17 protein-coding genes and 1 pseudogene are annotated in these 18979 nt (G+C 71.7%); 12 read left to right on the forward strand and 6 right to left on the reverse strand.

Features of this window, described 5'->3' with window-relative positions:
- Window positions 1–2: 2 nt before the first annotated feature.
- The 9 genes from iolC to ABD297_RS12500 all read left to right on the forward strand — a co-directional run bounded on the left by iolC (window position 3) and on the right by ABD297_RS12500 (window position 10759).
- A complete protein-coding gene (iolC, locus tag ABD297_RS12460) occupies window positions 3–1052 on the forward strand; it encodes a 5-dehydro-2-deoxygluconokinase (protein ID WP_344255264.1) in 1050 nt (349 codons plus the stop codon).
- Window positions 1049–1993, forward strand: a complete 945-nt coding sequence (locus ABD297_RS12465) for a Cgl0159 family (beta/alpha)8-fold protein (protein ID WP_344255265.1) — start codon at window positions 1049–1051, stop codon at window positions 1991–1993. Before iolC ends, ABD297_RS12465 begins: the two co-directional genes overlap by 4 nt.
- The gene (gene iolB / locus ABD297_RS12470; protein WP_344255266.1) at window positions 1990–2910 is read left to right on the forward strand and encodes a 5-deoxy-glucuronate isomerase; all 921 of its coding nucleotides are present in this window, start codon (window positions 1990–1992) and stop codon (window positions 2908–2910) included. Before ABD297_RS12465 ends, iolB begins: the two co-directional genes overlap by 4 nt.
- A complete protein-coding gene (gene iolD / locus ABD297_RS12475; protein WP_344255267.1) occupies window positions 2907–4877 on the forward strand; it encodes a 3D-(3,5/4)-trihydroxycyclohexane-1,2-dione acylhydrolase (decyclizing) in 1971 nt (656 codons plus the stop codon). The genes iolB and iolD overlap by 4 nt, the downstream gene beginning before the upstream one ends.
- Complete coding sequence (locus ABD297_RS12480; protein ID WP_344255268.1) at window positions 4874–5755, forward strand: sugar phosphate isomerase/epimerase family protein; 882 nt, start codon at window positions 4874–4876, stop codon at window positions 5753–5755. Before iolD ends, ABD297_RS12480 begins: the two co-directional genes overlap by 4 nt.
- A gap of 52 nt (window positions 5756–5807) precedes the next feature.
- Window positions 5808–7307, forward strand: coding sequence for a CoA-acylating methylmalonate-semialdehyde dehydrogenase (locus ABD297_RS12485; protein WP_344255269.1), 1500 nt, complete (start codon window positions 5808–5810; stop codon window positions 7305–7307).
- 41 nt (window positions 7308–7348) lie between these two features.
- On the forward strand, window positions 7349–8281 hold the full coding sequence (locus tag ABD297_RS12490) for a TIM barrel protein (RefSeq protein WP_344255270.1): 933 nt from the start codon (window positions 7349–7351) through the stop codon (window positions 8279–8281).
- Window positions 8282–8311: 30 nt separating this feature from the next.
- On the forward strand, window positions 8312–9316 hold the full coding sequence (locus tag ABD297_RS12495; RefSeq protein WP_344255271.1) for a Gfo/Idh/MocA family protein: 1005 nt from the start codon (window positions 8312–8314) through the stop codon (window positions 9314–9316).
- 84 nt (window positions 9317–9400) lie between these two features.
- Window positions 9401–10759, forward strand: a complete 1359-nt coding sequence (locus tag ABD297_RS12500; protein WP_344255272.1) for an MFS transporter — start codon at window positions 9401–9403, stop codon at window positions 10757–10759.
- A 78-nt stretch (window positions 10760–10837) separates the two neighbouring features.
- Here ABD297_RS12500 and ABD297_RS12505 read toward each other — a convergent pair whose 3' ends face one another.
- Genes ABD297_RS12505 through ABD297_RS12515 form a run of 3 tightly spaced genes read right to left on the reverse strand, consistent with a single transcriptional unit; the run spans window position 10838 to window position 13870 of the window.
- Window positions 10838–11725, reverse strand: a complete 888-nt coding sequence (locus ABD297_RS12505; RefSeq protein WP_344255273.1) for an ABC transporter permease — start codon at window positions 11723–11725, stop codon at window positions 10838–10840.
- Window positions 11712–12683, reverse strand: coding sequence for an ABC transporter ATP-binding protein (locus ABD297_RS12510; protein WP_344255274.1), 972 nt, complete (start codon window positions 12681–12683; stop codon window positions 11712–11714). The genes ABD297_RS12505 and ABD297_RS12510 overlap by 14 nt, the downstream gene beginning before the upstream one ends.
- Window positions 12680–13870, reverse strand: a complete 1191-nt coding sequence (locus ABD297_RS12515; protein ID WP_344255275.1) for a LolA family protein — start codon at window positions 13868–13870, stop codon at window positions 12680–12682. The genes ABD297_RS12510 and ABD297_RS12515 overlap by 4 nt, the downstream gene beginning before the upstream one ends.
- Before the next feature lie 94 nt (window positions 13871–13964).
- On the opposite strand from ABD297_RS12515, the gene ABD297_RS12520 reads away from it, so the two are divergent.
- Together ABD297_RS12520 and ABD297_RS12525 are read left to right on the forward strand one after the other, a co-directional pair.
- Complete coding sequence (locus ABD297_RS12520; RefSeq protein ID WP_344255276.1) at window positions 13965–14615, forward strand: response regulator transcription factor; 651 nt, start codon at window positions 13965–13967, stop codon at window positions 14613–14615.
- Entirely contained in the window at window positions 14612–15997 is a 1386-nt protein-coding gene (locus ABD297_RS12525) for a sensor histidine kinase (RefSeq protein ID WP_344255277.1), read from the forward strand. The genes ABD297_RS12520 and ABD297_RS12525 overlap by 4 nt, the downstream gene beginning before the upstream one ends.
- Window positions 15998–16085: 88 nt before the next feature.
- On the opposite strand, the gene ABD297_RS12530 is transcribed toward ABD297_RS12525, so the two are convergent.
- From ABD297_RS12530 to ABD297_RS23715, 3 genes and pseudogenes are all read right to left on the reverse strand, one after another.
- Window positions 16086–16529, reverse strand: coding sequence for a ferritin-like domain-containing protein (locus ABD297_RS12530; protein WP_344255278.1), 444 nt, complete (start codon window positions 16527–16529; stop codon window positions 16086–16088).
- Window positions 16530–16645: 116 nt separating this feature from the next.
- Window positions 16646–17098: an NAD(+)--rifampin ADP-ribosyltransferase gene (gene arr, locus ABD297_RS23710; RefSeq protein WP_425581168.1), complete on the reverse strand. Its 453-nt coding sequence runs from the start codon at window positions 17096–17098 to the stop codon at window positions 16646–16648.
- A gap of 114 nt (window positions 17099–17212) precedes the next feature.
- Window positions 17213–17599, reverse strand: a pseudogene (locus ABD297_RS23715) (putative immunity protein); the annotation flags it as partial.
- Window positions 17600–17662: 63 nt separating this feature from the next.
- Between ABD297_RS23715 and ABD297_RS12540 the strand changes: the two are divergent.
- On the forward strand, window positions 17663–18970 hold the full coding sequence (locus ABD297_RS12540) for a hypothetical protein (RefSeq protein WP_344255280.1): 1308 nt from the start codon (window positions 17663–17665) through the stop codon (window positions 18968–18970).
- The last annotated feature ends 9 nt before the right edge of the window (window positions 18971–18979 follow it).

Raw genomic sequence — 18979 nt, forward strand, 5'->3', positions numbered from 1 at the left:
CGATGAGCACCTCGACCACCCCGGCCGGCGACACGGCATACGACACCCTCGACGACACCCGCGACGACACCGCCTACGACGTCGTCGCGATCGGGCGCACGGGCGTCGACATCTACCCGCTCCAGCACGGCGTCGGCCTCGAGAAGGTCGAGACCTTCCAGAAGTTCCTCGGCGGCAGCGCGACCAACGTCAGCGTCGCCGCGGCCCGGCACGGCCACCGCGTCGCCCTGATCACCCGCACGGGGCAGGACGCCTTCGGCCGCTACGTCCACGAGGCGCTGCGCGGCTTCGGCGTCGACGACGCGTTCGTCTCCGCCGTCACGGGGCCGCCGACGCCTGTCACCTTCTGCGAGGTCTTCCCGCCCGACGACTTCCCGCTGTACTTCTACCGCTACCCGACCGCGCCCGACCTCATGATCGACGCCGACGAGCTGCCGCTCGACGCGATCCGCACGGCCGGCGTCTACTGGGCCACGGTCACCGGCCTGTCGCAGGAGCCGAGCCGCGCCGCGCACTTCGCCGCCTGGGCGGCTCGAGGACGGCGCGCCCACACCGTCCTCGACCTCGACTACCGGCCGATGTTCTGGGCCGACCCCGCCGAGGCGAGCGAGCAGGTCGGGCGCGCGCTCGACCACGTCACCGTCGCCGTCGGCAACCGCGAGGAGTGCGAGGTCGCCGTCGGTGAGACCGACCCGCAGCGGGCGGCCGACGCGTTGCTCGAGCGCGGTGTCGAGCTCGCCGTCGTCAAGCAGGGACCCAAGGGGGTGCTGGCCGCGACCCGCGACGAGCGCGTCGAGGTGCCGCCCTTCCCGGTCGAGGTCGTCAACGGCCTCGGTGCGGGCGATGCCTTCGGTGGGGCCCTGTGCCACGGGCTGCTCGAGGGTTGGGACCTGCGGCGCGTCCTCGAGTTCGCCAACGTCGCCGGTGCCATCGTCGCGAGCAAGCTCGAGTGCTCCACCGCGATGCCGACGTCCGCCGAGGTCGAGGAGCACCTGGCCACCCGCGCCCGGCCCGCCGCCCCGTTCGCCACCGTCGCCGAGGAGGCACGATGACCACCACGCAGCACACGCCCGCGACCCGTCCCTCCAGCCCGCGCGTCGCTGTCGCCGACTTGACCGAGATCCGGGTCCGGGAGCCCGGGCGCATCGCCGCCGCCTGGGCTGCCCGGCAGCGCCGGCCCCTCGTCCGCGAGGACGGCCGCATGCTCCTCGTGGCCGCCGACCACCCGGCCCGCGGAGCCCTCGGCGTGCGCGGCGCAGGCGCTGCCATGGCGAGCCGCAGCGACCTGCTCGACCGGCTCGTCACGGCCCTGCAGCGTCCCGGCGTCGACGGCGTGCTCGGCACCCCCGACATCCTCGACGACCTCCTCCTGCTCGGCGCGCTCGACGACAAGGTCGCCATCGGCTCGATGAACCGTGGCGGCCTGCAGGGGTCGAGCTTCGAGCTCGACGACCGCTTCACCGCCTACACGGCCGCCGAGATCGCGGCTCGCGGCATCGACGGCGGCAAGATGCTGACCCGCATCTGCCTCGACGACCCGGGCACGGTGGCCACGCTCGAGGCGAGCGCCCGTGCCGTCACCGAGCTCGCCGAGCACCAGGTCATGGCCATGGTCGAGCCCTTCCTCTCGACGCGCGAAGGTGGCCGGGTGGTCAACCAGCTCGACCCCGACTCGACCATCAAGTCGGTCCACATCGCGGCCGGGCTCGGGGCGTCGAGCGCCTACACGTGGCTCAAGCTCCCCGTCGTCGACGAGCTCGACCGGGTCATGGACGCGACGACGCTGCCGACGCTGCTGCTCGGCGGCGACCCCCAGGGCGACCCGCAGGACACGTATGCGTCGTGGGGCCGCGCGCTCGACCTGCCCGCGGTGCGTGGTCTCGTCGTCGGTCGGGCCCTGCTCTTCCCGCCCGACGGGGACGTCGCCGCGGCCGTCGACATCGCCGCCGGCCTCGTGCACGGCTCGGCCGTCGGGAGCGGGGCCGACGCGTGAATGACAACGAGCGCTGGGTGCGCCCCCTCGGCAGCGCCGGCACGGCCGAGTGGTCGGTCGCGATCGACGACTCCGTCGACGGCTGGGCACACACGAGGTTGTATGCCGTGGACCTCGCTCCCGGGCAGAGCCGCACCGTCGCGGCGGGGGAGTGGGAGCACGTCGTCGTGCCGTTGTCGGGCACGGTGTCCGTCACGGCGGTCGACGCCGACGGGGGCACGCACGAGGCGCACCTCGCCGGCCGGGAGTCCGTCTTCGCGGGCCCGACCGACGTCGCCTACGGCTCGCGGGACGCCGAGCTGACGGTGACGGCCGAGGGGGGCCCGGCCCGGGTCGCGGTGTGCGGCGCCCGCGCGGCGGAGCGGCACACGCCGCCGTTCCGCCACGTGGGCGTCGCCGACGTGCCCGTCGAGCTGCGCGGTGCGGGCGTCGCCTCTCGCGAGGTGCGCAACTTCGGCATCCCGGGCGTGCTCGACGCCGACTCGATCATCGCCTGCGAGGTGGTCACGCCCGGTGGCAACTGGAGCTCCTACCCGCCGCACAAGCACGACGAGGACCGGCCCGGGGTCGAGACCGACCTCGAGGAGATCTACTACTTCGAAGTGGCACCCGAGGCCGGTTCCCCGGCGGCGGCAGGCACGGACCCCGTGGGCTACCAGCGGGTCTACGGCACCGACGCGCGGCCGATCGACGTGCTGGCCGAGGTGCGATCCGGGGACGTCGTGCTCGTGCCGCACGGCTGGCACGGTCCGGCGATGGCGGCTCCCGGCTACGACCTGTACTACCTCAACGTCATGGCCGGCCCCGGCCGGGAACGGTCCTGGCTCATCTGCGACGACCCCGCCCACGGCTGGGTCCGCGACACGTGGTCCGGCCAGCCGGTCGACCCTCGTCTCCCCTTTGGAGGTGCTCGATGACGAGCGACACCCACGCAGCCACGACGGTGCGCCTCACGGTGGCCCAGGCCGTGGTCCGCTTCCTCGCCAACCAGTGGAGCGAGCGCGACGGCGAGCGGCAGAAGCTCTTCGCCGGCTGCTTCGGCATCTTCGGCCACGGCAACGTCGCCGGCATCGGCCAGGCGCTGCTCCAGAACGAGCTCGCCGACGGCGAGGAGCACCTCCCCTACGTGCTCGCACGCAACGAGCAGGCGATGGTCCACACGTCCGTCGCCTATGCCCGGCAGAAGGACCGCCTGCAGACGTGGGCGTGCACGGCCTCGGTCGGGCCCGGCTCGACGAACATGCTGACGGGTGCGGCGCTCGCGACGATCAACCGGATCCCCGTGCTGCTGCTGCCGTCGGGCACCTTCGCGACGCGCGTCAGCTCCCCGGTGCTGCAGGAGCTCGAGCTGCCGTATGCCGCCGACGTGACGGTCAACGACGCCTTCCGCCCGCTGTCGAGGTTCTTCGACCGGGTCAGCCGCCCGGAACAGCTGCCGTCCGCGCTGCTCGGCGCGATGCGCGTGCTCACCGACCCGGTCGAGACCGGCGCCGTGACCATCGCGCTGCCGCAGGACGTGCAGGCCGAGGCCCACGACTGGCCGGTCGAGCTCTTCGCGCCGCGCACGTGGCGCGTGGCCCGTCCCCTGCCCGAGGCCGTGGACGTCGAGGACGCCGCGGCGGTCATCCGCTCGGCCCGTCGTCCGTTGGTCGTCGCCGGTGGTGGCGTGCACTACTCGGGCGCGGAGTCGGCCCTGCAGGCGTTCTGCGAGGCGACCGGCATCCCCGTCGGGGAGTCGCAGGCCGGCAAGGGCTCGCTGCCGCACGGACACCCGCAGGAGATGGGCGCCGTCGGCTCGACCGGCACGACGGCCGCCAACGCCCTCGCGGCCGAGGCCGACGTCGTCATCGGCATCGGCACGCGCTGGAGCGACTTCACCACGGCGTCGCGGACCGCCTTCCAGGACAAGGGGGTCCGCTTCGTCAACATCAACGTTGCGCGCTTCGACGCGGGCAAGCACGCCGGCCTCTCGGTCGTCGCCGACGCCCGCGAGGCGCTCACCGCCCTGACGGCGGCACTGCAGGGGTATGCCGTCGACGACGCCTACCGGTCGCGCCAGGCGACGCTGTGGGCCGAGTGGGACGCGGCCGTCGAGGGCGCCTTCAACCCGCCGACGGACGTCACCGACCGGCTCGCCGAGGGTCTGCTGACCCAGGGCCAGGTGCTCGGCGCCGTCAACGAGCTGAGCGACCCGCGCGACGTCGTGCTCTGCGCGGCCGGCTCGATGCCCGGCGACATCCACAAGCTGTGGCGGGTCCGTGACCGCAAGGGCTACCACGTGGAGTACGGCTACTCCTGCATGGGCTACGAGGTGCCGGCGTCGATCGGCATCCGCCTCGCCGACGAGTCGCGCGACGTCTTCGCCATGGTCGGGGACGGGGGCTACCTCATGATGCCGACCGAGCTCGTCACCGCGGTGCAGGAGCGGGTCAAGGTCATCGTCGTGCTCGTGCAGAACCACGGCTTCCACTCGATCGGCTCGCTGTCTGAGTCGCTCGGCTCGCAGCGCTTCGGGACCTCGTACCGCTTCCGGGGCGAGTCGTCCGGCCGGCTCGACGGTGCAGTCCTGCCGGTCGACCTCGCGGCCAACGCGCACTCCCTCGGTGCGCACGTCATCGAGGTGCACTCCCTCGACGAGCTGCACCAGGCGATCAAGGAGGCCAAGGCCTGGCCGGCCGACGGTGGACCCGTCGTCATCCACGTCGAGACCGACCCGCTCGTCCACGCCCCCGACAGCGCGTCGTGGTGGGACGTGCCCGTCTCGGCGGTCAGCGACCTCGACACGACGCAGACGGCATACGGCGAGTACGTCGACCACAAGGCGACCCAGCGCCCGCTCATCACCCCCGCCGCCATCACCTCGGACCCGGAGTCCCAGTCATGAAGCTCGCCCTCGACCCCTACATGTTCCGTGAGACGCCGCTGCTCGAGCTGCCCTCTCTCGTGGCCGAGCTCGGCTACGAGTGGATCGAGCTGTCGCCGCGCGACGACTTCATCCCGTTCTTCAACCACCCGCGCGTCGACGACACGACGGTCGCGTCGTTCCGCAAGGCGCTGGCCGTCGCCGGGGTCGGGGTGTCGTCGGTCCTGCCGCTCTTCAGGTGGAGCGGGCCGGACGAGGAGGACCGCCGGGCAGCGGTGCGCTACTGGACGCGGGCCATCCAGATCGCCAGCGACCTCGGCGTCGACACGATGAACTCCGAGCTCAACGGCAACCCGCGTGAGGCGGCGGTCTGCGAGCGGATGTTCTGGCAGTCGATGGAGGAGCTGCTGCCCGTCTTCGAGAAGGAGGGGATCCGGCTCGTGCTCGAGCCGCACCCCGACGACTGGGAGGAGGACGGCAAGCGCGCGGTCGACATCATCCGCGGCATCAACAGCCCGAACGTCAGCTTCCTCTACTGCGCGCCGCACACCTTCCACCAGGGCAACGACTGCGACGGGATCCTCGACAAGGCAGGCGATCTCGTGACGATGGTCCATGTCGCCGACGCCTACGACCACACCGCTTCGTCGGGGCTGCGCTACATCGTCAACCCTCCCGGCTCGCAGGTCACGGTGCACCAGCACCTCGACATCGGCCAGGGCGAGGTCGACTTCGGCCAGTTCTTCGCCGGCCTCGAGCGCATCGGCTTCGACGGCATCGTCACCTCGTGCGTCTTCGCCTGGGAGGACCGCGCGCGTGACTCGAGCACCTACATGCGCGACGCCATCCGCTCCTACCTCGACACGTGGGCGACCCCGCCCACGCTCGTCTCCCCGTGAAGCCCGCCACGCGGCATACCCCTGAACCAGCTTGCAAGAGAAGGAAACCCTCATGAGCACGCCTACCCGCATCACCCACCTCATCGACGGCCAGTCGTGGACCGGCACCGCCGAGCGCACGTCGCCCGTCTTCAACCCCGCGACCGGTGAGCAGACCGGCGTGCTCGACCTCGCCTCGGCCTCGCTCGTCGACGACGTCGTGAAGTCCGCCGCCTCCGCCTGGGAGGAGTGGGCCGACGCGTCGCTCGCCAGGCGGACCGGCGTGCTCTTCGCCTTCCGCGAGCTGCTCAACGACCGCAAGGAGGACATCGCCGCGCTCATCACGGCCGAGCACGGCAAGGTGCTCTCCGACGCGCTCGGTGAGGTGAACCGTGGCCTCGAGGTCGCCGAGTTCGCCTGCGGCATACCGACGCTCATGCGTGGCGGCTTCTCCGAGAACGCGTCGACCAACGTCGACGTCTACTCCATCCGCCAGCCGCTCGGCGTCGTCGCCGTCATCTCGCCGTTCAACTTCCCGGCCATGGTGCCGATGTGGTTCATCCCCGTCGCCATCGCGTGCGGCAACGCCGTCGTGCTCAAGCCCTCGGAGAAGGACCCCTCGGCCGCGCTCGCCATCGCCGCGCTGTGGAAGGAGGCGGGGCTGCCCGACGGCGTCATGCAGGTCGTCAACGGCGACAAGGAGGCCGTCGACGCGCTGCTGACCCACCCCGACATCAAGTCGGTGTCGTTCGTCGGCTCGACCCCGATCGCGAAGTACGTCTACGAGATGGGCACGGCCCAGGGCAAGCGCGTCCAGGCCCTCGGCGGGGCGAAGAATCACATGCTCGTGCTGCCCGACGCCGACCTGGACCTCGCCGCCGACGCCGCCGTCAACGCGGGCTTCGGCTCGGCGGGGGAGCGGTGCATGGCGATCTCGGCCCTCGTGGCCGTCGAGCCCATCGCCGACGAGCTCATCTCCAAGATCAAGGACCGCATGGGCAAGCTCGTCACCGGTGACGGCACGCGCGGCTGCGACATGGGCCCGCTCGTCACCGCGCAGCACCGAGACAAGGTCACCTCCTACCTCGACGCCGGCGTGTCCGAGGGGGCGACGCTCGTCGTCGACGGGAGGCAGGACTCCTACGACTCCGACGGCGAGGGCTACTTCCTCGCGCCGACCCTCTTCGACAACGTCAAGCCGGGCATGTCGCTCTACGACGACGAGATCTTCGGCCCGGTGCTCTCGGTCGTGCGGGTCCGCTCCTACGACGAGGGGCTGGAGCTCATCAACAGCAACCCCTACGGCAACGGCACGGCCATCTTCACCAACGACGGTGGTGCCGCCCGCAAGTTCCAGCGCAACGTCGAGGTCGGCATGGTCGGCGTCAACGTGCCGATTCCCGTGCCTGTCTCGTACTACTCCTTCGGCGGCTGGAAGAACTCGCTCTTCGGCGACACCCACGCCCACGGCATGGAGGGCGTGCACTTCTTCACCCGCGGGAAGGTCGTGACCTCCCGCTGGCTCGACCCGAGCCACGGCGGCCTCAACCTCGGCTTCCCCCAGAACGACTGAACCCCCTCACCCCAAACACTCTTCGAGAGGAACGACCGACGATGGCCGAGTCCAAGGCCCGCAACACCGACGACCGCTACAGCAAGCTGACGATTGGTGTCTGTCCTGACCAGTGGGGCGTGTGGTTCCCCGAGGACGACAAGCAGATCCACTGGGAGACCGCCCTCGACGAGATGGCCGAGGCCGGCTTCTCGGTCATGGAGACGGGGCCGTTCGGCTACTTCCCCAAGGACCCGAAGCGTCTCCAGGAGGAGATGGACAAGCGCGGCTTCAGGGTCGTCGCCGGCACCGGCTGGGGCATCCTGCACAAGCCCGAGGCGTGGGCCGACACGGAGAAGACGTTCCGTGAGATCGCCGAGACGCACGCCGCGGTCGGGGCCGAGTACATCGTGCACCTGCCCCCGATGTTCCGCGACGAGAAGACGTGGGCCTATACCGACGACCGGGTGCTCTCGACGGAGGCATGGAACGCTTACATCTCCAATGCCGACAAGCTCGGTCGCATCATGAAGGAGGACTACGGCCTCCAGATGGTGCTGCACCCGCACGGCGACAGCCACATCGAGACGCCCGAGGACATCGACCGGGTCTTCCAGGCCACCGACCCCGACTACGTCGGCTTCTGCCTCGACACCGGCCACATCGTCTACGGCGGTGGCGACCCGATGGAGCTGTGCCGCAAGTACCCCGAGCGCATCTCCTACGTCCACATCAAGGCGATGGACGAGGGCCTGGTCAAGCAGGCCCACGACGAGGACTGGCCCTTCGGTCTCGCCGTCGCCAAGGGCTGCTCGGTCGCTCCGCCCGCCGGTGCCCCCGACATGCCGGCCTTCGTCGAGGCCCTCGCCGACCTCGACAAGGAGCTCTACGTCGTGTGCGAGCAGGACATGTACCCCTGCGACCCGTCCTACCCGCTGCCGAACGCCATCCAGACCCGCGAGTACCTCGCATCCATCGGCCTCGGCCTCCGCTGAGCCCCCGCACCCGTTGACGAAGGAGTCACAATGACCGTACGCATCGGCATGATCGGCCCGGGCGGCATGGGCCAGGCGCACATCGACCGCATCCACACCGTCATCGCCGGCGGTCGGGTCGTCGCCGTGAGCGACGTCGACGAGGGCCGCGCGCAGGAGGTGGCGACCCGGATCGGGGCGACGGCCTACCCGGACTCGGCCAGTCTCATCGCTGCCCACGAGGTCGACGCCGTCATGATCTGCAGCTACGGACCGGCCCACGAGGTCGACGTCATCGCGTGCATCGAGGCCGGCAAGCCGGTCTTCTGCGAGAAGCCGCTGACTCCGACGGCAGAGGCCGCGCTGCGGATCATGGAGGCCGAGCAGGCCGCCAGCCAACGTCTCGTGACCGTCGGGTTCATGCGGCGCTTCGACCGGAGCTACCGCGAGATGAAGGCGCTGCTCGACTCGGGCGACCTCGGCGAGACGCTCATGGTCCACTGCGCGCACCGCAACCCCACGGTGCCCGAGCACTACACGTGGGACATGGCCATCAACGACACGGCGATCCACGAGGTCGACACGATGCGCTGGTTGCTCGGCGAGGAGTTCGTCTCGGCACGCGTCGACAAGCCGAAGAAGACCTCGCTGCGCTTCGAGCACCTCCAGGACCCGCTCGTGCTCATCCTCGAGACCGAGTCGGGCGTGCGGGTCGACGACGAGATCTTCGTCAACTGCCAGTTCGGCTACGACATCCGCTGCGAGGCCGTCGCCGAGAGGGGCACGGTGAGCCTCGCCGACCAGAACGCCGTCGAGGTCCGTGACGGCTCGGGCCACCGCAACTCGATCGCCCGCGACCACAACGACCGCTTCTGGGGGGCGTTCGTCACCGAGGTCCAGGAGTGGATCTCGGCCGTGGCCCGCGGTGAGCACACCGGCTCCACGTCGTGGGACGGGTATGCCGCGGCGTGCGTCTGCGACGCCGGCGTGCGAGCGCTCACCGACGAGGGCGTCGTCAAGGTCGAGATGATCGCCAAGCCCGACTTCTACGCCTGACCGCACGCACCGATGACGCGCTGATTCGCGCCACGCCGGACAATTCGGACGACAGCCGGCCCCTCGATCCGGAGAATCTCCCGGGTGATCCTCGACGCCGCGCTCCGCCATGCCCGCCCGCCGTCGCCCCTGGCGGGCCGGCTGTCCGCGCAGTCGCTGCTCTTCGCCCTGGGCGAGGGGACCTTCATGACGGGGTCGGCGGTCTTCTTCACCCAGATCGTCGGGCTGTCCGCCGCGCAGGTCGGCCTCGGCCTGACGATTGCCGGCGTCGCGGCCTTCCTCGCCGCGCTGCCGATGGGCCGGCTCGTCGACCGCTTCGGGCCGCGGAAGATGTGGGCGGTCAGCGCGGCCGGGCAGGCGGCGATGTTCGCGTTCTGGCCGTTCATCACGGGCTTCCAGGGCTACGTGTCGATGGCGGTCGGCATGGAGGTCATCGGGGCGCTCGGGGGTGCGGCGTACGGCGCGTACACGATCGACGTCCTGCCCCCGGAGGAGCGCGTGCGGTCGCGGGCCTACATGTACTCCGCGCTCAACCTCGGCTTCACGCTGGGCTCGGTCGTCGGTGGCATCGCGCTGGCGTTCCACTCCAACGACGTCCTGCACGCGCTGCCGTGGTTCACGGCGCTCGCCTTCCTCGTCAACGCCGCAGCCATCCTGCGCCTGCCCAACGCCTCGCACGACGAGCGCACGCCCGAGGAACGGGAGGTCCGCATCCCCGGGCCGGGCCCCTTGCGCAACCCCGGCTGGCTGCTGACGACCTTCTTCACCGGCGTCTTCTGGACCAACCAGGTGCTGCTCAACGTCGTCATCCCGTTGTGGCTCGTGCAGAAGACGGATGCGCCCCGGGTGCTGCTGGCGTTCCTCTTCGGCACCAACACGGTGATGTGCATCTTCCTGCCGATGATCACCTCGCGCGGCGTCAAGGACGTCCCCAGCGCGCTGCGCGCCATCCGGATCTCGGCCGCCCTCTTCGTCGTGTCGTGCCTCATCACACTCGCCACGCACGACACCCTCGGCTGGCTGACGATCGCGCTCGTCTGGCTCGGGCACGTGACGGTGACCGGCGCCGAGCTCTACGTGTCGGCCGCCAGCTGGTCCTTCGAGGCGGAGCTGATGGACCCGCGCCAGCGCGGCTCGTACCAGGGCGCGGCGCAGCTGAGCATGACCCTCGGCAAGGTGTGGGCGCCGGCGGTGTTCACCTTCCTCGCCCTGGACTGGGGGCCGGTCGGTTGGCTCGTCATCGCCGCGATCATCGTCGCGGCCACCATCGGCATCCACCCCTCGACGCGTCTGGCGCGACGGTTCCTCGAGCGGCACGTGCCGGCCGACGTGCTCGCGGACGCCCGGGCGTCCGCGCCGTCGGCGGAGGAGGAGCTGGTCGTCGGGCCGCCGTCGCTCATCGACGCCGACGAGCCCGTCCCCGATCCCGACCCGATCCGCTGAGGACCCCATGGCGTATGCCGGGTGGCCACCCCCGTGGTGAGGTGACCACCCGTCCCGCCGCTTCTACCGCCGCCGCCGTCAGCTCGTGATGTCCTTGCCCGCGAAGCGGGCCCACGCGAGCAGGCCGAACACCACGGCATACGCGAGGTCGACCCGCAGGCCCTGGGCGATGTTGTCCCAGAAGGGCGGGTCGCGGAGCAGGTCGCCGAAGGCCATCCACTGGTCGACGAGCAGCCACGGGTGCAGCCACGAGATCTGCGGCACCGAGTCGGCGATCCACGACAGGATCGTGAAGATCATGAGGGCGACCGTCGCGGCCAGGGGTTGCTCGGTGAGCGTCGAGATGAACAGCCCGACGGCGGCCAGCGCGGCCAGTCCCGCGGCGACGTAGAGGCCGACCAGCACCACGCGCCAGGCGGCCGAGCCGAACGAGATCTCGGTGCCCGACAGCGTCAGCATCGGCCCGGTGCCGAACAGGGCGATCCCCGCGACGGCGCCGGCGACCACGACGACCGCGACCCCCCACAGGGCGCCGATCATGAGCGAGGCGTACTTGGTGACGAGCAGCCGCGTGCGCCCCACCGGCACGGTGAGCAGGTAGCGCAGCGTGCCGAGGTTGGCCTCCCCGGCCACGGCGTCGCCCGCGAGCATCGCGATGGCGAGGGGGAGGAAGAGCGTGAGCTCGACGCTGAGGGCCGCGAGCGGCACGAAGAGCCCGTTGGAGGTGATCGACGACAGGAAGTCCGGCCCCCGACCCTGACGCGGTGAGGAGATCCGGACGGCGACCGCGATGAGCACCGGCACGGCGGCGAGGACGAGCAGCCCCATCTGGTTGCGTCGACGTCCGGCGATGAGGCGCAGCTCCGACCGCAGCAGGCGTGAGGGCAGCCGCCGCGAGATCGGTGCCGGTTCGCCGCGCGGTCCCGCCCCGCGGTCGTCGGTCAGGGTCGGTTCAGCCGCTGACATCGAAGCCCTCCCCGGTGAGCGAGACGAACAGGTCCTCGAGGCTGGGGCTCGTCACGGTGAACTCCTTGACGCCGACCCCGCCCTCGACGAGCGCTGCGACGATCTTCTCCGGGGCGATGCCGTCCGGGGTGCCGCGGACGCCGCCGGGCACGGCCTCGACACCGACGAGCCCGAGCTCGGTCATGATCCGCGCCGCGACGGTGGGCTGCTCCGTGAGGATCCTCGCCACCGGAGCCGCGCCGCCACGGACCTCGGTGCTCGACCCCTGGGCGACGAGCCGCCCGTCGCTCATGACGCCGAGGTGGGTGCACATCTGCTCCACCTCGGAGAGCAGGTGGCTCGAGACGAAGACCGTCGTCCCGTCCGACGCCAGCGAGGCGACGAGGTGGCGCACCTCGCGCGTGCCTTGCGGGTCGAGGCCGTTCGTCGGCTCGTCGAGCACGAGCAGCTCCCTCGGGACGAGCAGCGCCGCGGCGATGGCGAGCCGTTGGCGCATCCCGAGGGAGTAGGCGCGGTACCGCTTGCCCGCGGTGGCGAGGAGGCCGACCCGGTCGAGGGCGGCGTCGATGCGCTGTCTCGAGTCACGGGCGTCCGCGGTGAGGTCGGCCGCGTCGAGCCGCTGAAGGTTGGCCCGGCCCGACAGGTACGGGTGGAAGGCCGGACCCTCGACGAGGCTCCCGACGCGGGGCAGCACGAGCTGGGCGCCCTGTGGGACCGGTTGCCCCAGGAGCGTGCTGGTGCCGGCGGTGGGTCGGACGAGGCCGAGCAGCATCCGGATCGTCGTCGTCTTGCCCGAGCCGTTCGGGCCGAGGAAGCCGTAGACCGACCCGCGAGGCACGAGCAGGTCGATCCCGTCGACCGCGGCCCGGGCGCCGAAGCGCTTCGTCAGCCCCCGGGTCGCGATCGCGAGATCCTCCCCGGGGGCCGACGCCAGCCGCGGATCGACTGGACGGGTCACTTCGCTGCCAGTGCGGCGTAGAGCTGGTCCGCCGGGACGGCTCCGACCGCGACGCGGCCGTCGTTCGTCAGCACGACCGAGAAGAGCGTGCCCTGCAGGACGTGCCCGCTGCCCCACGCGCCCGAGGCGGCAGGGAGGGCCTTGAGCAGGCCGCTCAGCTGGGCCGCGCTGCCGGCCGCGGTGCCACCGCCGGACTTCGCCGTGGGGAGGGCGAACGGCGCGACGACGACCGTGCTCCATCCGGAGCCGGTGATCTTCGGCGCTCCCGGCATCGTCGGCAGGGAGGGCGCGGACGGCTTGCCCGGGGCCGGGTTGCTGCCGGCGGCGCCCTTGGGCGCGGTCAGTCGGTCGGACTCGGTGACCGTGGTGCCGGCGGGCGGGGTGAAGGCGAACTGCCGGGTGTCGGGCCGGCTGAAGTCGACGGCCGTGAACCCGACCTCGAACGCAGGGTTGGTCAGCTTCGTGGAGTAGACCTGCACGCGCAGCGGCACGTGCTCCTGGCTGTCGATGGCGATCCGCACCGACCCGACGAGGGTGGCCCGGTCCTTCGGGGTCAGGACCAGCTCGTACGCCGAGCGGCCCGCGACCGAGGCGGTGCCCGACGTCGTCACCGTCGTGTCCTTGCCCATGAGGGCCAGGGCTGCTGCCGCCGCCTCGTCCGGGGTGCGAGGCGCCCCGGACGGCAGCGCGCTCGGGACCCCGCCCGGAAGGTGCGTGCCGGTCGAGCCGGCACGCCCCTGCGCGGGAGCCTGCCGGTGGTGCACGGCGGTCTTGTCGGCGCTGGACCACAGCCAGACGTCCGAGCCGTTGTGGATGACGTCGGACTCGCCGTTCGCGCCGATGAGGGCGAGTCGCTGACGGGTGGGACCGTCGAGCCAGATCCGCCAGGTGTGCGTGCCGGAGACGAGGGAGGTGAGCGAGCTGCTAGCGGAGCCCAGCCCGCCGCCGCCTCCGCCGAGTCCCGGCAGGTCGGGCAGCCCGAGGTCCGAGGTCTGCACCACGGTCCCGGAGAGGCTGGAGACGTTCGCCGAGCGCGCGTCGGCGAGCAGCTGGGCGGCGGTGCGGGCCGGCAGGCCGCTGTCCGCGCTGGCCGTCTGGTTGACGGTGAGGGCCGTGGCCCCGATGACACCGACCGCTGCCACGGGCAGGACCCAGCGGGACTTGGGGTGGTCGCTGAAGAAGCTCATGCGACCATCGTGCGTCGCGGGTGCTGAGAGGCGCCTGAGACCGCCCCGGCGCAAGGCGCGGCGTGGCGCCCGTGCGTCGTGGCATCGTGGCGGTGTGCGGGTGCTGCTGGTGGAGGACGAGGCGCGGATGGCTGCCGCCGTCGTGCGCGGGCTGACCGCCGAGGGCTTCGTCGTCGACCACGTCGGGGACGGTGAGGCGGGGCTGGAGGCGGCCCGATTCGGGGCCTACGACGTCGTCGTCCTCGACATCATGCTGCCGCGGATGTCCGGCTACACCGTCGTGAAGACCCTCCGGGCCGAGCAGAACTGGGTGCCCGTGCTGCTCCTCACGGCGAAGGACGGGGAGTACGACGAGGCCGACGGGCTCGACTACGGCGCCGACGACTACCTGACCAAGCCGTTCTCCTTCGTCGTGCTCGTGGCGCGGCTGCGGGCCCTGCTGCGCAGGGACCCGGTCCCGCGTCCGGCCGTGCTCGAGGCCGCCGGGGTGACGCTCGACCCGGCTGCCCACCACGTCGAGGTCGAGGGCTCGCCCGTCTCGCTCGCCCCACGGGAGTTCCTCCTGCTCGAGCACCTCCTGCGCGCACACCCCGCCGCCGTCCACAAGGAGGTCCTCCTCGAGAAGGTGTGGGGCGACCTCGACGACGCCAACGTCGTCGAGGTCTACGTCGGCTACCTCCGTCGCAAGCTGGGCCGGGCGCGGATCGAGACCGTGCGAGGCGTCGGCTACCGGATGTCGTCGTGACCGACCGCGCTCGCAGGCGCAGGGTGCGGCACCGGGTCGCACGGCTCAGCATCCGAGCCCGGCTGATGCTCGTGGGCCTCGCGGGGGTCGCCGGGGCGCTCGTCATCGGTGGCGTCCTGCTGTATGCCGTCCTCACCGCCTCGCTGGGCCGCTCCCTCGAGGGCACGGCTCGCGCCAGCGCCCAGCAGGTGGCCCTGCTCGTCGACTCGGGCAGGATGCCGGACCCGGTCCCGGTGTCGGGCTCCCAGGTGGTCCAGGTCATCGATGCCGCGGGACGGGTCGTGACCGGGTCCGTGACGGCCGACCGGCTGACCGCCCTCGTCACCCCCGACGAGCTGCGCCGCGCCCTGGCTGGGCTCCAGGTGGTCGTCCCGGGCAGCCGGTCGGGGCTGTCGGGCCGCCTGCAGGTCGTGGCCGTCCCGGCCGGCCCGGCTCACGCGTACTCCGTCGTGGCCGCCGCACCCACGGCGGACGTCGAGCAGAGCACGAGGACGCTGCGCACCCTGCTGCTGTGGATCTTCCCGCTGCTGCTGGCGGTGCTGGCGCTCATCGCGTGGCGGGTCATCGGCGCGGCGCTCGCCCCGGTCGAGGCACTCCGTCGGGGCGCCGCGCGCATCGACGAGTCGTCCTCGGAGAGCGAGCGACTGCCCGTGCCGCCGACGAGCGACGAGGTCAGCGCCCTGGCGACGACCCTCAACGCGATGCTCGACCGGATCACGGTGGCCCGGCGCAAGCAGCGCGCCTTCGTCGCCGACGCGGCCCACGAGCTGCGCAGCCCCCTCGCCAGCATGCGCACCCAGCTCGAGGTGGCACAGCGGCTCGGTGAGGGAGGGGACCTGCCGGCCGACCTGCTCGGGGACGTCGACCGCCTGACGACCCTCGTGGACGACCTGCTGCTGCTCGCGCGTGCCGATGACGCCGCGACGAACCGCCAGTCCTCCGCGGTCGACGTCGCCGAGCTGCTCTCGGAGGTCGTGGGTCGCTACCGCGGCGCCCGGGTCCCGGTGCGCGTCGCGCCCGGCGTCGTGGGGCGCGACATGCAGACCTGGGCGCGCAGGGGCGAGCTGGTGCGGGCCCTGACCAACCTCGTCGACAACGCCGTCCGGCACGCTCGCACCGGTGTCGTGCTCGACGCCGCCGCGGTGGGCCACCAGGTCGAGGTCACGGTCAGCGACGACGGGCACGGCATCGGGACGCAGGACCGCGAGCGGGTCTTCGACCGGTTCACCCGACTCGACGAGGCCCGCGACAGGGACAGCGGAGGCAGCGGCCTCGGACTCCCGATCACACGGGCGCTCCTGCGGCGCAACGGGGGCGACGTGCGCCTCGAGGATGCCGCCCCCGGCCTGCGCGCCGTCGTGCGCCTGCCGACGGAGGGCTGACCGGAACGCGCCGAGCCGGCCAGCCCCTGTGGGGAGCTGACCGGCTCGTCGTTCTGCGGTGTGCCTCCGAGGAGGCGGCCACTTCTCGTCAGTCTGCGACGTGCAGGGCCTTGACCTCGTCGCGAGCAGCGACGACGGCGGCGTGCTGACGGGCCACGACCTCGCGGAAGCCGGCGCTGAGGTCGGCCTTCTCGGCCTTCTCGTACTCCGACACCGCGTGGTCCTCGCCCTTGACGGCGGCGCCGAGGACACCGCCCGCGTCGTCACCGGTCAGGGCGTCCTTGAGCGAGATCCAGCCGCGGTGCAGCGCGGCCGCAGCCGAACCGCTCTCGTCGACGTCGTCACCGTACTCGTGGCCCATTCCGACGATCTCGCGGCGGAATCCGGCACGCTGCTCAGCAAGGCGCTGCAGGGTGGTGGCCCACTCGGCGCGGTCGCTGTCGCGCAGCTTCTCGGCAGCAGAGGTGAACCCACGCTCGCCGTCATTCAGGGTCTCCACGAGGTCCTTGGCGACCTTGGCGTCGTCCGACATGTGCGCTCCTTCGTTCGGGGTGCTGTACCCCCGGGTCCTACCCGCCCCACCGGCCGCCCAACCGTCGCCGGGGCAGATGTGCAGGCAGCTCACAGGCTCGGACGACCGACCGCACGTCAGTCGTCCATGGCCTCGATGCCGAGCTCTGCGAGCTCGCCCATGCGCTCGCGGATGTGCCGGACCGTCTCGGCTGGAGGGGGCTCCCAGCCCGTGACCTCCTCGAGGACGCGGAGGGGTTCCTTCGTGCGGTAGGAGCGCGTCGGGTTGCCGGGGAAGCGCTTGTCGGTGACGTTGGGGTCGTCCTCGATGGCCCCGAGCGGCTCGACGCGATAGACCCTCGGCGGACCGTCGCCGCGGGCGAGCTCGGCTGCGAGAGGCGCGCCTTCACGGCTGGCCGTCACGTAGATGTTTCTGGACTCGCGTCCCGAACCGTAGTTCGACCGCCGGCCCGGGGTGAGCAGGTCGCCCGGGGCGACATCGGCCCTCGTGCCGTGGAAGAACGGCCCGGGGTCGTCGACGACGCGCGGGGTCGGGGGAGGGTCGCGGAGCAGGCTGTCGAGACGCGCCATGACGACGGCAGTTCGACTGCGCCCGTGGGGTGCTCGCGGATAGCGGCTCAGCACGTCGAGGACCACCGGGGTCGCGCGCTTGGCCGCGGCGGTGACGACGTACTCCGCGACGACGGGGTCGTCGCCACGCGCGAGCTCGGCCGCCCGTGCGGCGTGCGTCGCTGCCCCGAGGATGTGGCGCACCTGCGTCGCCTTGGCGAGTGGGTGGAGGTATGCCGCGGCGGCCGCATGCCCCGCAGCGGTCGCCGCGTGCCGGGCCGGCTCGGTCGACGCCTCCTTGGCTGCGCGGTGGGCCTCGGTCGCCGCCGTCCGCTGGAGACGCGACCGGGGTGCGCCCTGGGCGAAGACGCGGGCGGCGTCCAGGGCGGCAGCCGGGCGAGGGTCGTCGGGGTGCGCCCGCTGGAAGATCACGAGGGCCGGCTCGGCGCACGCGACGGCATACGTAGCGACGGCGCGCAGCTCGTCGGTGGTCAACACGAAGTCTCCCGAGCGTGTCTGCATCGTCTCGAGTTTCGCACAGCCGAGGCTGCGTATCAGCGCCGATCCGGCGCGCCTCTGACCGGCATGACTCTCTCCACAGTCGGCTCCACCACGCACTACACGATCAGCTACGACACCTCGTTGTCGAGCGCTGACGGCCTCCAGCGGGCTCAGGCCCTGATGAACGTGTGCGAGGCGGACTACCAGATCATGTCCGATTGGTTCGGTGGCATCGCGCTGCCGTACTCACTCCCCATCCAGGTCAACATCGTGCCGGGAGGCTACGCCGGCGCCTCGTGGGGACCTCCCATCTCGCTCCGGCCCGGCAACGGCTCCGGGCTCGACGTCGTGCGCTACCTGCTCGTCGCCGAGGTCGTCGAGATGCTCATGCTCGCCCAGAACCGGGGCTGGTTCGCCAGCGACGGCAGCAACGAGGGTTCCGCCGGTGAGGGGCTGTCACGCGTCCTCTCGGCCGAGTTCCTCAGACGAACGGGCCTGGGGTTCAACGAGCCCGGCTTCGACACGGCCCGTTTCTGGATCAACAGCGACCGGCTCGACTACGTCAACAGCATCGACGAGCACGACCATGCGCCGGACGAGAAGAGCGGGTGCGCGACGCTCTTCATCAACTACCTGTCGTACCAGCTCGGCTACGACATCAAGCGGGTCATCGCCGCCGCTGCGCCGACGCTCGCGGGCGTCTACCGCAACCTCACCGGCCGCACCGACGACCCGTTCCCGGCCTTCAAGGCGCTGCTCGACGCGCACTTCCCGCGCACGAATCCCGATGGCTCCGTGCACAGCTGGACCCTTCCCGGTCCCAACCCCGACAACCCCTTCCCCCTCGACTTCTACGAAGGAGCAGTGCCCATGTCCGTTCGCATCTACTGGAGGATGAACCCGGGCCGCAACGTGGTCAACCTCAACTGGGGGGCCCTGAGCGCGGACTCCGTCGTCGCCGTCTCCGCGAGCGAGTACGTCACGGGCGGCCAGAAGCTCGCCGACAACAGTGCCCAGCGCTTCGTCGGGGCGGCCTCGATCACCGTCGACAACGTGACGCCGCACGGTCCGCCCTTCGACCCGAACCACGGCGTGACCTTCGTCGTCACGGTCGGCTGGGGCTCGCCGCTCAACATCTGCACCGACGTCTCGCTCATCCAGAACGAGCCGCAGGCGGTCATCTACATCGGCTCCCAGACGGAGTCCGGCTCGGAGGCCACCCGCGACCTCGTGATGGACGGCCAGTCGTCCGACGGCACGAGCGGGGACCCGCGCACGTCGTCGCTCGGGCCGGTCACGTGGCACACGGCCACGGTGTCCAGCGACGGCGAGCTGACCAAGCAGTCCTCGTCCCGCGCGCCGGCCGTCAGCACCGAGGTCGAGGCCAGCTGACCCGCTGCC

Origin of the sequence: Terrabacter carboxydivorans, from assembly GCF_039532035.1 — a bacterium.
In the GTDB taxonomy this organism is placed as follows: Bacteria; Actinomycetota; Actinomycetes; order Actinomycetales; family Dermatophilaceae; genus Terrabacter; species Terrabacter carboxydivorans.